Genomic DNA, 13,485 nt, shown 5'->3' with positions numbered 1-13,485 from the left:
TAGATATTAATAAATCCAGAATAATACCTCATAGAGTGTTGCAAAAAGCTTGTCGTCAAGATGGGGATTTGTTGTAATTTTTTATCTTCTAGTGTGGATGATCCTTGGTCTTTTCATGGAATGGATTACAATAAAAACTGGGGTATTTCACTATAATCGGGTGTCATACTCTCTTGTATTCCCTTCCTATACTATTGTTTTAAGTATGCATCTTTTTGTTTGCTCTTTTCGTAACCATTGTTGCTCTTTCTTAATCTGTTGCCCATTCGGACAGCTTAGGAAAACTGGAGGGACTTTCTGTCTGAATCCGTGGTTCATTCAGACTGTTTAGGAAAACCAGTGGTACTTCTTGTCCGAATGGGTGGTTCATTCGGCCTGTTTAGGGAAACCGAAGTGCCTTTCTGTCCGAATCGGCGGTTCATTCGGAGAGTCTAGCGAAACCGAAGTGTCTTTCTGTCCGAATCAGCGGTTCAATCTTTATAAAGCTTTTAATATACCAAGAACAGCATTATTTGCGAAGACAGCCTTTTGTTTATAAGCTTCTTTTTTCATATCTTTGTTAATCTTGCCTGTGGATTTCCGCTCCCGGTGCTCGTTTTCCGCGAGATTCTCTCGCCTTTTGCTTCAATCAGCTTAAGGCAAAATCACCAATGAGCTTTAACAGCGCCTTTTTAAAAACAAGAGCAACAAACAGCTGAACTAAAAAAGAAAAAGCGATACTTCAATTTGAGAAGTATCGCTTGAATTTTTCTAATGAATTGCCTTCTTTTTAAATCTGCCTCCCCGAACCTCAGCAATATCAGCTATAGCCAAGAAGGCTGAGGGATCGATATCATCGATAACACTTATTAGCTTGGACTCCTCCAAACGAGTAATAACGCAAAAGACCACTTTTGTGTTATCCCCGGAATAGGCACCTTCACCTTCCAGATAGGTAACTCCACGACCTAATCTGGAAAGGATCGCTTCGCCGATCTCTCTATTTTTTTCACTTATAACCCAAACGGATTTGGACTGCTCTAATCCATCTACAACCGTATCAATCGTTTTTGCTGCAATAACATAGGCTAGAATGGAATACATTGCCCGGTCCCAGGAAAACACAAACCCAGCAGCACCAAGAATAAAAATGTTCATAAACATTACAATCTCACCAACAGAAAAAGGAAGCTTCTTGTTTACAACGATTGCCAAGATTTCTGTACCGTCCAGTGCTCCGCCATAACGGATAACAAGGCCAACTCCGACCCCTAAAATCATTCCGCCAAAAATGGTTGCTAACAGAATATCATCTGTAAATGCAGGAATAGGATAAAAAAGTGAGGTGAAAAAAGATAGGACAATAATGCCGCATATCGTAGATAAAGCGAAGGTTTTGCCGATTTGTTTATACCCCAAATAGAAAAAAGGCAAGTTAAGAATGAAAATGAATAAACCAAGCGGCAGGCCGAATATATGTGCCAGCATTATGGAAATACCTGTAATGCCTCCGTCAATAACGCTATTCGGTACAAGAAAAATTTCTAACCCGGTTGCCATCAAAACAGCGCCAATAAATATGAAAATCGCCCGCTGAAGTATTCTTGTTTTTGGTAATCTTTTGTGGTTGGTTTTTGTATCTACCACCCAATCTCCCCCTTGTATTTAAATTGTTTTATATATTTCCTCCCTAAAAAGGAGTTTATAAATTAAGTCAGTCTGTCAGAAGTTTTGCTAAAGAGCCTGTAGGAAAAAACTAATACTAACCCCATTAATCAAGCCCAAATTGGAACGATACTTATTATCATTTATATTATACCATTAGGGGGTATTAAAAGGTTGAAATAAGCTTGCAAGATTGCAATTTAGTTAGGAATGGTAGTTTTATAAAATTAAAAGCAGGAGAATATCCTCCCTTTCCGCTCCTCACTCGTTCCTCTGTATGGCGTATTGCCAGTCCGTTTTTCCGCAAAATGTCCAAGAGTCTCTGTAGTCAACTATTGGTTAAAATTATAAACAAAAAAAGACTAGCCCCTCTAGCAGGGTAGTCTCATTAAATTATTTTTTGGTTAATGAAGTATAAGCATTTGCATCACCAAAGCCAAATAGTGCGTCCTGACCTTTTTTACCTAAATCAAGAGCTGTTTGTTTTATAACTGCTTTTACTTGGGATGGAGAATATTCAGGATGTTGTGCCTTTATTACACCTGCGATACCAGCAACCTTTGGTGAAGCCATAGATGTACCGTGCAGATAGGCATATCCCCTATTATTAACCATCGTACTATATCGATTCAAGTAGGTTGGCCAAGTTGATAATGCGCGGAATGTGAAGTCACGCTTATTTAAATAGTTACCCGCAGGATTTTGACGGTATAATGAATCATATTCGGGGCCATTATCACCGCCTGGTGCTGAAACATCGATAAAGCTATTTCCGTAGTTAGAATAGAATGCTAATCCATCTGTTGACCACTTGTTAGAAGAAGAAACCGTAATGACACCAGGTTGTCCTCCAGGAGTCTCTATGGCAACACCTTTATACACTAGGCCAGGAAAGGCATATGCTTCATTCATATAATCCGTTAAAGATTTTTTGTCATCATAATTAAGCGACTCGTTTCCTGCGGAAGCTACTACCGTTACGTTATTCTTAACTGCATATTGAACTGCACGTTTCCACAGCAATACATCCGCGATGTCGCTATAACGTGTTCCCTCATAATAGTATTTCAGGTTGTCAAAACCGCCGATTGACATGTTGATAACATCTACATTGTCCTTGGCTGCATCAACAATTGCCTCTACTATTGGTGCTGTCGGCGCACTTCCGCTAGCATCAAAAATACGGTAGGAGCGAATGCCTAGATCTGGCCCTACCCCTTTAATTTTTCCGTTGCCTGCAATAGAACCGGCAACATGGGTACCATGTCCGTTTGTATCTATTACATTGGCTTCCTCTCCTGTCTCCTCAGGAACGCCGCCATTATAACCGCCTTTTGGAACATAATTTTTGCCACCAACAAAGTTTGCTTTTAAATCAGGATGGTAGGCATCAATACCTGAATCAATAATACCTACAACGGCTTTATGGATAACTTTTCCTCCTGCCTCTGTTCCTCCTGTTTCTATTCCGTATGAATCTTTGTTATGAGTCAGTTTTTTCATATCCCATTGTTGACTCCAGTATGTTCCGTCCTGATCTTGCGTAACATCAACTCGTTGTCCATCTGCTCCTGTAGGATCTGTATCTAACTTATATGTTTTTTCAACATTGGCAGCGGAAATATTTGTTACCTTTCCAAGCTTGTCCAGAAAACCTGGATCAGTTGAGCTAACCTCTACACCTCCTATTTCAGGAACGGCAGAAATTACAGTACCCCCAGCATTTTTAATTGCTTTTTCATAATCTTTTGGCAGTGAAGATTGACTGTATGCAATCAAGTATTTCTTTACAGTATTTTCTGCATGCACTGTTGTCATAGCATTTTTAGGAATTGCAGCTAAAGATAATGCAAGAAGACTGCTAGCTACAATGGCCAAACCTTTTTTCGTTTTCTTCATCTAAAAACCTCCTAATATTTTTGCTCACTCTATTATCATATAAGAATAGTTAGAATATTAGAACAGAAGGTCTTCGATAAAGTTCGACGGATTTGGAAAGAAATCTGTCTAATAAAGAACAAATGGCGGAAGCGTCCTAATTAGATGATGAAAGACTACAATCGCCATGTCCAATGGCACTGTCTTTCTGAACCACAACCTGTGGGTCTTCGAAAGGCTAAGACGAATCACGCAGTCATCCTCTGATAAGCTAAAGCTTTTCCATCGTGCGATGTGGATGCTTCCGCAGGGTTCCTTGTCATGATTTCTTGAGAGGTTTGGCTTATGACCCCGAGCTGTTTAAATCATCACCTATCAGAGGTCATGACATCTCACAAGATATTCACAGAAGCATATTCCCTTGGAAAAAAGACTGGACGCTGAAGCTAGATTCCAATCACTATGTTTGTGTAAAAACACAAGTTTAAAATCTATCGTTTCATTAACAATAAAAAAATCCATCAGCATAGCTGTTGGACTCGTTTTTTGTATTATACTACCATCCCATTCTTTCTTTAAGAGATGTGATATGTGCCAGATGGTGTCGTCCATGCCAGGCATAAAGGCCGATATTCATGCCTAGTTTGATTTCTCCCGAGTCTGGATGCCTAAATGTTTTCTCTAGATCAGAAGGTTTTAATGACTTTAGAAGTACAACCCATCTGCTATGCAAAGCTTCCAGCATGCTTAGAGAAACCTCAATAGGAAGATTAGAATCAGGAAGTTCAGCCCACTTATCTTCCGCATATGGTTTTATAATTGGATTATCCTCTGTTAGGGCGAGTTTAAACCTAATGTAACTATTAATATGGCTGTCTGGTATATGATGAACAACCTGCCTAATGGTCCACCCTCCAGGACGATATGCAGAATCGAGCTGTTCGTCACTTAAGCCCTTTACTGCTTCTCTTACTTTAGACGGAAGAGCCTCAATCTCGTTAATCCACTCTTCAATTACATCCACCTTATAAGTGCCTTTAACATCGAACTCACCAACTGGATACCTTAAATCTTCCATTTAACCTTCCCCCTTATGACCACTCATTCTTAAGCAAAGAGTAACAGCGCTGATCCTGGAATTCTCCATGAAAAGAGGCATATCCTCTTAAAATACCATTCTCTTTAACCCCCATTTTAGTGAGAAAACCCATGGATGGAAGAGCATCCATGTTTGTAAAAGCTTCAATACTGTGCAGCCGCATTGTATCGAAGCCAAAGTCTAACAATGCCTTTATTGTTACAGAGGCGTATCCTTTTCTCCAATACTCGCTTCCAAGGTCATAAGCAATTTCGCCACGTGGGCCCCGATTAACTTCCTAGGCATTATAGCCACAAGTACCGATAAATTTGTTATCCTCTTTACGAATAATCCTAGCCGAAAAGCCTGATTGTTTTCAAAAAAATTATTCATAAAATTGATAACGCCTTCAGCCTGTTCGACATTGGTAAATGGTGACTCTCCCGTATCTTTTACTACCAAAGGATCTGAAAGTATTTCGAATAGCTCTGGCGCATCCTATAGTGTCATTTTTCTTAAATAGAGACGCTCTGTTTCTAATTCCGGGTATGTATCAAAATGCATGAGAGATTTTTCCCTTTTTCTTTATCTGCTTATTTTTTTAAACTCCATTCCCTTTACTTTCATCAAAAATTGAAGTGCTTGTTTAAAAGATAGGAAGGTATTTAATTCTGATATCATTTTTAGCCCTGAGTTAACAAGGTTTTGAGTTACAATGGGAGTAAATCCAGTATACATTACTCTTACTCCGAGCAGGTTTAAGGTATCTGTCATGTTTTGAATATAATGGCCGAAAACATCTAAATCGCCAATTTCCATTTCTGAAATTGACGTGAAATCTAATATAATGGTATCTATATCAGAAAATGGAGTACTAATTATTTTTGAAATCATCATTTCAAAGCGTTCCTGAGATAACTTTCCTGTAATCGGCACTAGGATCGTTTCTGGGATTATAGAAGGTATAATTGGAACAGATATTTCTTTTATCAATTGCTCGCTTTCTTTAAGCTTTTCAGTTAATTCTTTTACTTCTTCTCTAAGTAGTTCTAATTCTGTTTTCTCCATATATCCTCCGCAGTTAAACCGTTGTATTTAGATTTTACCATTTAACATTTAAAAAACATATAAAACGTGAATAGGAATCCTCCTGGAGAAGAATTCACACATGTGGTTTCTTTGATTGGTAAAAGGTTTCCAAATTATCATTTACCCTTTTAAATTACTTTAAAACTTCTTCGGAAATTGTTTTGCTATTCCTCCAGACAAAATATCTGCAAGATGCAGCATATGCTCTTCATTAACATCAACGGTTTTAATTTCAGCATCCCAATCCTTCTTCAAACGACAAACAACCTGATCATTAATCAATTTTAAATGCGTATATAACATATCCTTTAATACGTTTTCATTCCAGTAGGGGTTTGCCTTGCTAAGGTATCTGGCAATATCATCGGCATTTCTATGCCATTGCTTATTAAGTTTTACTGCTGCTGGCTGATTTCCAGTCTTTGCGGCTTCCACCAACTGTCCAGCAATAATAATATGTTCTCTTAGCAGAGCTGCCACTTTATTGCCTGCAGCTTCTCCGTAATAAGGCTTGTATGCATTCCCGATATCATCCTGATTTTTTAATAATCGTTCCAATACTCTTTGCTGCTCCGGCAGTCCAGCAATGGCACTCATAATATAGTTGCCAGTCCAAATCGTATTATCAATCCAAAGCTTCCGTAACTCCCGATTAAGTTCAAAATAAGGTTTGCTAATGGTTTGCTGTTGAACTGGTCTTACTTGGGCACTAGTGCTTACTGGCGAAAAAATGAACCCAAGGGTAAGAACAAAAAATGAAATTCCTGCAATTCCTCTTTTCAAAACAATCAACTCCTTTTTAAGTAAAAAATAGAACCTTGATTATTATTTGTTAATTATTCATTTTTCACTCAAAAAAAAGCCAGTTAATCCATTAAAAGGATAACTGGCCTTTAGTATTTTTATCAGCATAATGACAGGAAACAATATGGTCGTTCACCATTCCTGTTGCCTGCATAAAGGCATAACAAATGGTAGTGCCCACAAACTTGAATCCGCGTTTCTTTAAATCCTTGCTTAAACGCTCACTAATCTCGGTAGAAGCGGGCACATCCTTCATTTCTCTGAAATAATTTTGTATTGGTTTGCCATCGACAAAGGACCATATATAGTTACTAAAGGAACCAAATTCTTTTACAACCTCAAAATACGCTTTTGCGTTGGTGATCACCGCATTGACCTTAAGCCTGTTTCTTACAATCCCTTCATTACTCAAAAGCTCCTTGATTTTTTCATCATCATAATGAATGATTTTTGCTGGTTCAAAATTATCAAAAGCTTTTCGGTAATTCTCTCTTTTCTTTAAAATGGTATACCAGCTTAATCCCGCCTGAGCTCCTTCCAAATTTAAATACTCGAAAAGCAGCCTGTCGTCGTAAACCGGAACACCCCATTCATGGTCATGATAGTCAATATACAGCGGATCCTGATTAACCCAGCCACATCTCTCCATTCCCTTGCCCCCACACTATTTGCTTTTATATTTAAATCGTTCATTATCCAGTACAAGGCTGCTGTCAAAAAAACGGTCAACAATATGCCTTTGTTTTTCCAGGGCCATACCGTCGATATGAACCCTATCCATCATGGCATATTCCTGAGTAAAGGACAAATATGCATTTGGTCCTACTGAACAAAAAATCTTAAATCCAAGGGTTTCAAGATATTTAAACTTTGGATCATTGGGTAGAACGCTACTCCCAAAAGGATAAATATATATGTTAGTAGACCCTGTCAAAGGTTCGACTTCTTTTTTCCATCTGTCAGCATCTCTTTTTAGATTGCTTAAACTAATTGTGTTGGCGGCCAAGTGGCCGTATCCATGGGAGGCAAATTCCCATCCCTCTTCCTTGAGCTTTGCAATAATAGTTTTTGCTTCCTCCCTTTCACTTTCCGCAGCCGGCTGGTTGGTTCGGTAGCCGAGAACTCCTTCATATCCGGTTAAAGCTAAAATGCCTTTTGCTCCATTAAGTGAAAAGTCAGGATGGATATCTACAAAACTATTTAGAAGTGGAACGATTTCATTTTCTTCTGAAATGACTTCCTTCCCCTCAGGATCTTTTGAGTAAGAAGCAATTTTACCATCTTTATTAATAAAAAGCTTATAGACATTCCCATTTTGCAGCATGTAAGGATAGTAGTTAATATCATCCACTGAAAGTATTAATGGCTTCTTTCCTGCTGGGAGCTTAAGCTGCCTTTTTACTAATTGCATTTCCCCATTATTCTCTTTTTCTTCGAAAAGATCACTCATTTTAATCAGAATATAATTCCGTTCATAAAGCGATTCTACAATTTTATTAAACTCACTGACAGTGACAAACCAATCATCATAGCCTTTAGACATTGTATCTCCATCAAATGCCAGCTGGGGATAAACAACCAGAGGATGGAAAAAAATATGTTCTATTGGTCCATTATACGGAACCAGTTCTACTTGGGGAATCTCAGCCTTTTCTTCCTCTTTTTTTGGAGGCAAAGAAACTGGCTTTTGATTTTCTGCCTTTTTTATAACCCTGTCGTTAACCTTTGCTGTTTCTTGTTCTGAACTGGTGCACCCTGCGAGGCAGAAACAAATAATTAATAGAACAAGTAATCTTTTCAAAAAGATCAGTCCTTATCCTTGGATTTACCTTATATAAATATATGACTGATTAAGATCGTTTTAGTTTCAAAATATTCATTTAATTATTATGGCTCTACCCAGAAAAAACAGTGGTAAACTCATTTGTGTGCCAATAGCATAGGTGTCTGTTAAATTTAGCTGTGATTTTCGTTCACTGCGCTCACTTTCCACGGGCAAACTAATAGCCTCTTCGCTCGTATCCTCGCTGAAGGAGTTCGCTGACTCGTTTTTTCCGCAGCACCTTTAAATAGCAAACTCGGATAAACACCGTACGAATGAAAAGAAAATACCTTTTCTAGGAGCATCACGGATTTTAGCATTACATTTGGAGTTAAAAGCACCATTAAAATTTAACAGTTGCTTAATATAATAAAGAGTTGTATTAACAGCACAGTTATTTGAATTAGTAACAAGGACATATTCTCGATAGGAGTATTTAATTTGATTCATGAAGTTCGCAGAGTTATGCTTTTAGAATGGAAATGAACGGAGGCAGATAAAATGACTTTAACTTCCTTATTTTTAAAACGGATTGGCATGCCCGAAACAGAAAAAATCACTTTTCAGATGCTAGATGAGCTTCTCGAAAAAACAGCGCTGACTATCCCTTTCGAAAATCTTTGTATTATCAATAAATATACCTCTGAAATTAACCAGGAAAATCTTACAGAAAAAATTCTAATTAAGAATGAAGGCGGGGTTTGTTATGAGCTCAATACACTGCTTTTCTTTGTCCTGAAGGAAAGTGAATTTCAGGTTGAATTAGTGCGTGGTGTTGTATATGACCACCAGTCACAGGATTTTACAGCTGTTGGGCGCACGCATGTCATTAATCTTTTAAGTCATGAAGGTCACAAGTATATCGTGGACACTGGCTTTGGCGGCAATCTTGCTTTAAAGCCGATACCTTTAAGCGGGGAAACGGTTTCCTCTTTCAATGGAGAATTCCGGATCCGAAAGGAAGAAAGCCATTATGGCGGTCATCTACTTGAGATGAAGCTTAAACATAAAGATGCAGATTGGAGAAAAGGCTATGCATTTGATCCAAATCAGCCAATATCAGATATGAATGAATTAAATGAGGTCCAATCAATTATTAATGTGCACCCTTTGTCCTCCTTTAATAAAGGGCGGCTTATTACCCGGCTTACTGAACAGGGAAGTATTACTTTAACCGATACAACCTTAACAGAATGGGCGAATGGCAGTACAATCAAAAAGGAAATTAATCCCAGTAAGTTCAGCGATTTTGCAAGGGAACATTTTCGAATGAAGCTATAATCTTTTAGCGTTAGTGAAATCTCACCCGAATTTTTTAAGAAAGAAGCTGGACAATTGCTGACTGAATACTACTTCAAGCCGGCTGCCCTTTACAGCTGGAATGAAAAAATCGAGCGGGTAACCGGTGAAAAATTAAATCCTTCCCATTTTGTAGACCTGTATTGTAAAACTTTGAATCACCAAGCCTAAACTCCTTATAATATTAAAGCAATCGGACAAAATAATTCCGATTACTAATGAAGGAGGCTTAAGCATGACAAACAAGAATGACAACCGTGAGCGTCAAAACAAATATCCAAACAACAAAAAACAGGATACTGAATTTGGCCAGGAAGCCAATATCAGAAGCGAAATCACACAAAGAGATTTGAAAAACAAAAACCAATAATCCTGGAAAAAAGAGTAGTGCATTCGCAGCACTGCTCTTTTTACTATTTAATAGGCAAATCCTTATTTTTTCTGTTTTTTACTTCTTCCATTTTCGCAAAAAAGCTTGTCTCTAAATCGATATCAAAGTAGTTATAGAACTTTAGGAGATATGCCAGGCAGTCTGCAAGTTCTTTTCCGATATCTTTTTTTACAGCTTCCTTCGCAAGACGGACTGCCTCTTCCTCCTCCATGCCCTCTTGAACCTTTGCGGTTGTTAAATTGAATGATTTTCTAAGCTCTTCCCCTACTTCTGCTACCTCCGTAGTTAATAGCATATAATTTGTTAAAAGGCCGTCCCTGCTTTCAGAATAACTGCTTCCGCTTATTTCCCAGTTCATTTCTTTATGGTATTTCCTCATAAAATGCTGTAATTCTATTAAAACATTTTTCTGCATTGTAAATCCTCCGCTAAGTTTTACTTGGTAGTAATATTATAACAAAAAGAAAAAGCACCCAATCAGGGTGCATGTCCGTTTTATTAAACAGCTTCTTCTTTAACAGCTTCCTCAGCCTCATGGATGATTTGCTCGTTTCCAATCAATGTAATTTCACTGAAAAGATTTGATGAACCTACCACAGCATTGGCTTCAATTACGGTATTACAGCCGACAACTACCCTATTTACCACTGCATTGGCTTCAATGACAGTGCCAGGTAAAATAACTGAATCCTTAACGACAGCGCCTTTGCCAATCTTTACGCCAGTAAATAGAATAGAATTTTCCACCTTACCGTAAATCTTGCAGCCTTCACTAACAATGGATTGCTTTAAGGATGCTCTTGTATCTAAATACATTGGCGGCTGGAAGGTTCCCTCTGTATAAACCATCCATTCTTCGTTTTGCATAATTGGATTGGTATTTTCAGAAAGAAGATCCATGTTTGCTTCCCAGAAGCTTTGAACTGTGCCGACATCCTTCCAGTAACCCTTAAAACGGTATGCATGTAAATGGCACTGGTCATTAATCATTGCCGGGATAATATCTTTTCCAAAATCCCGTGAAGAATCAGGATTTAGTTCTTCTTTTTCCAAATAATCCCTTAGAACGGACCAATTAAATATATATATACCCATAGATGCCAGGTTGGATTTTGGCTTCTCAGGCTTTTCCTCAAATTCAACGATTTCACCGGTTGAAGAATCAACATTCATAATGCCAAATCTGTTTGCTTCACTCCATGGAACATTTATGACAGAAATCGTAGCATCCGCTCCGGATTCTTTGTGTTCTTCAAGCATTTTGCTATAATCCATTTTATAAATATGGTCACCTGAAATGACTAAAACGTATTCTGGATTGTGACTCTCAATGTATCTCATGTTTTGATAGATCGCGTGTGCTGTTCCTTCATACCATTTTTGGCCGTCCTCACATTGGTATGGAGGAAGAAGGGTAACACCGCCCTCTCTTCGGTTCAAATCCCAATGCTTGCCGTCGCCTATATAATCTTGAAGAATATGTGGCTGATATTGTGTTAAAACACCTACAGTATCAATTCCTGAGTTGCTGCAGTTGCTCAAAGTAAAATCGATGATACGATACTTTCCTGCAAAGGGAACCGCTGGCTTGGCAATCTCTTCCGTTAATTCTTTTAATCTGCTTCCTCTGCCGCCTGCTAACAGCATAGCGATTACTTCTTTCTTTTTCATTGATGTTCCGCCCCTTTTTCTTGATTTTAATTATGAATCTATTAAAAAATTATTTTTCTCTATTTTTAGTCATACATTCTTTACAATTACCACCATTAATTTGAAGTCAAACTTGTCTATTAAAATATTTTTATTGATTTCGAGAAGTCAGGAATAAAGACCTAGGTGTTCTATCTTTTCCAATCAAAAAAGAGCCAGGATACTCTCCTAGCTCTCCGTGTTGCCATTATTTCTTCTCCAGTTCACTTTCTATTACCCATTTATGATTTTTAACTTTAGGGCCGCCGGTTGTCGGTGTATAATTAACCATATAAACTGTGGTTGGTTCGACAGATACAATCGTTGCTTTTGCACCCTTCATCCCTTTCATATGATCGGCCTCCAGGTTCACTGGAGTTCCAGGTTTTAATGTCTCGCTGCCGGCTTCCTTTATCTCCTCTTGGATTACCCATTTATGGTTCTTAACCTCGGGCCCGCCTGATGTTGGTTTGTAGTCAACTACGTATGCGTTCGTGTTGAATGCACCAACAATTTCAGCCTCGGCACCCTTCATTCCTGGCATATGGTCAGCCTTAAGTTTGGCCATATCACCAATCTTAAACGCGGGGTTTTTCGCCTTTTTAAGACTTTTTGGAACTTCTGCACTTGAACCGCTTTTCTCCATGTTAATCTTTTTCTGAGTGCTTTGGTCCATTTTTTGGTGTGTGGAATTTTTACTAGTGGAAGGAACTACATCATTATCATCATTTCCACATCCACTTAATCCGATAATGGCTGTTGCGCTAAGACTTAATAAGAAAAATTTGCTTTTCATTTTGCTGCTGCACTCCCTTGTTTTATTGTCTAAGAATTTTATACCCTTAACGGTTTAAGCCAAAACGATAAATTCAATTCGGGTTATGACGGTAAACAAGTGAGATAAAAAGGAGGATATGTATGTAGAGATTTAATGTTCACATGGAAGCATTTAATGAGGATAGAAACATAGAGTCATTTGGCTAAAAAGCTATATGAATGAGGCCCAATGTTTTTAACGAACATGAGGCGGCTGGCGGAAAAGATAAAATACCAAATGTTAGGTTCAATGTTTTATCTTTTTTTCTATCTTAAAATCGAAATTTTAAAGTAGAAATTCCTAAACTTCACCCCCTTTTCGAAAATCTTCTACCTCTTATTCCGAAACTTTACCTTCTTTTTGAAAATGTTCTACTTCTTGTTCCTAAACTTCACCTCCTTTTCGAAAATCTTCTACCTCTTATTCCGAAACTTCACCTCCTTTTCGAAAATCTTCTACCTCTTATTCCGAAACTTCACCTCCTTATTGAAAATCTTCTACTTCTTATTCCGAAACTTTACCTCCTTTTTGAAAATCTTCTACTTCTTATTCCTAAACTTCACCCCCTTTTTGAAAACCTTCTACTTCTTATTCCGAAACTTTACCTCCTTTTTGAATATCTTCTACTTCTTATTCCTAAACTTCACCTCCTTTTTGAAAATCTTCTACCTCTTATTCCGAAACTTCACCTCCTTACTTCTTATTCCAAACTTCTACCTGATTTTATAAAACTTCTGCCTTTGTCGTTCTGCAGGCACTTCCTCAATTTAAAAAAGAGCGCCCCTTTATGATATATACCCCTTAATTCGGACAGTCATATAAAAAGAGCCTATATTGCTAATAGGTGGCCCCGGTATTGTACCGGGGTCATTTTGTTTAAACCCCATTGATAACGAAGATTGTTGTAATGATAGATAACACGATCTACTTCTGCTTTTACTTCCATTAAAGTTGTACAAGATTTATATTCTGCC

General features: G+C 38.0%; 14 protein-coding genes. 2 read left to right on the top strand and 12 right to left on the bottom strand.

What is annotated here, in order from left to right; translation table 11 throughout:
- Positions 1 to 750: 750 nt before the first annotated feature.
- The 8 genes from AC3WR0_RS08230 to AC3WR0_RS08195 form a co-directional block, all read right to left on the bottom strand.
- Positions 751 to 1,626, bottom strand: coding sequence for a YitT family protein (locus AC3WR0_RS08230; RefSeq protein WP_492551852.1), 876 nt, complete (start codon positions 1,624 to 1,626; stop codon positions 751 to 753).
- 411 nt (positions 1,627 to 2,037) lie between these two features.
- The gene (locus AC3WR0_RS08225; RefSeq protein ID WP_492551851.1) at positions 2,038 to 3,543 is read right to left on the bottom strand and encodes a S8 family serine peptidase; all 1,506 of its coding nucleotides are present in this window, start codon (positions 3,541 to 3,543) and stop codon (positions 2,038 to 2,040) included.
- 535 nt (positions 3,544 to 4,078) lie between these two features.
- Complete coding sequence (locus AC3WR0_RS08220) at positions 4,079 to 4,600, bottom strand: YfiT family bacillithiol transferase (RefSeq protein ID WP_492551850.1); 522 nt, start codon at positions 4,598 to 4,600, stop codon at positions 4,079 to 4,081.
- Positions 4,601 to 4,613: 13 nt separating this feature from the next.
- On the bottom strand, positions 4,614 to 4,871 hold the full coding sequence (locus tag AC3WR0_RS08215; RefSeq protein ID WP_492551986.1) for a GNAT family N-acetyltransferase: 258 nt from the start codon (positions 4,869 to 4,871) through the stop codon (positions 4,614 to 4,616).
- Positions 4,872 to 5,185: 314 nt separating this feature from the next.
- Positions 5,186 to 5,668 carry an STAS domain-containing protein gene (locus AC3WR0_RS08210; RefSeq protein WP_492551849.1) on the bottom strand — a complete coding sequence of 161 codons (483 nt, stop codon included), beginning with the start codon at positions 5,666 to 5,668 and terminating at the stop codon, positions 5,186 to 5,188.
- 159 nt (positions 5,669 to 5,827) lie between these two features.
- Positions 5,828 to 6,472, bottom strand: coding sequence for a glycosyltransferase (locus tag AC3WR0_RS08205; RefSeq protein ID WP_492551848.1), 645 nt, complete (start codon positions 6,470 to 6,472; stop codon positions 5,828 to 5,830).
- Between the two features lie 91 nt (positions 6,473 to 6,563).
- Complete coding sequence (locus tag AC3WR0_RS08200) at positions 6,564 to 7,142, bottom strand: DNA-3-methyladenine glycosylase I (protein WP_492551847.1); 579 nt, start codon at positions 7,140 to 7,142, stop codon at positions 6,564 to 6,566.
- A 15-nt stretch (positions 7,143 to 7,157) separates the two neighbouring features.
- Complete coding sequence (locus tag AC3WR0_RS08195; protein ID WP_492551846.1) at positions 7,158 to 8,294, bottom strand: polysaccharide deacetylase family protein; 1,137 nt, start codon at positions 8,292 to 8,294, stop codon at positions 7,158 to 7,160.
- 522 nt (positions 8,295 to 8,816) lie between these two features.
- Between AC3WR0_RS08195 and AC3WR0_RS08190 the strand changes: the two genes are divergently transcribed.
- Both AC3WR0_RS08190 and AC3WR0_RS08185 read left to right on the top strand, forming a co-directional pair.
- On the top strand, positions 8,817 to 9,596 hold the full coding sequence (locus AC3WR0_RS08190; protein WP_492551845.1) for an arylamine N-acetyltransferase family protein: 780 nt from the start codon (positions 8,817 to 8,819) through the stop codon (positions 9,594 to 9,596).
- A gap of 253 nt (positions 9,597 to 9,849) precedes the next feature.
- Positions 9,850 to 9,984 carry a hypothetical protein gene (locus AC3WR0_RS08185; RefSeq protein WP_492551844.1) on the top strand — a complete coding sequence of 45 codons (135 nt, stop codon included), beginning with the start codon at positions 9,850 to 9,852 and terminating at the stop codon, positions 9,982 to 9,984.
- Between the two features lie 43 nt (positions 9,985 to 10,027).
- On the opposite strand, the gene AC3WR0_RS08180 is transcribed toward AC3WR0_RS08185, so the two are convergent.
- From AC3WR0_RS08180 to AC3WR0_RS08165, 4 genes are all read right to left on the bottom strand, one after another.
- The gene (locus AC3WR0_RS08180) at positions 10,028 to 10,420 is read right to left on the bottom strand and encodes a hypothetical protein (RefSeq protein WP_492551843.1); all 393 of its coding nucleotides are present in this window, start codon (positions 10,418 to 10,420) and stop codon (positions 10,028 to 10,030) included.
- Positions 10,421 to 10,503: 83 nt separating this feature from the next.
- Positions 10,504 to 11,676, bottom strand: coding sequence for a glucose-1-phosphate adenylyltransferase (locus tag AC3WR0_RS08175; RefSeq protein ID WP_492551842.1), 1,173 nt, complete (start codon positions 11,674 to 11,676; stop codon positions 10,504 to 10,506).
- Between the two features lie 226 nt (positions 11,677 to 11,902).
- Positions 11,903 to 12,490, bottom strand: coding sequence for a YdhK family protein (locus AC3WR0_RS08170; RefSeq protein WP_492551841.1), 588 nt, complete (start codon positions 12,488 to 12,490; stop codon positions 11,903 to 11,905).
- 850 nt (positions 12,491 to 13,340) lie between these two features.
- Positions 13,341 to 13,485, bottom strand: a 145-nt coding sequence (locus AC3WR0_RS08165) for an IS3 family transposase (RefSeq protein ID WP_492551985.1), incomplete at its 5' end; no start/stop codon positions are given.

It is taken from the genome of Neobacillus sp. FW104-15D2, from assembly GCF_058790155.1.
Note: the sequence above shows the minus strand (reverse complement) of the source record. Positions and strands in the feature narration are given on the sequence as shown.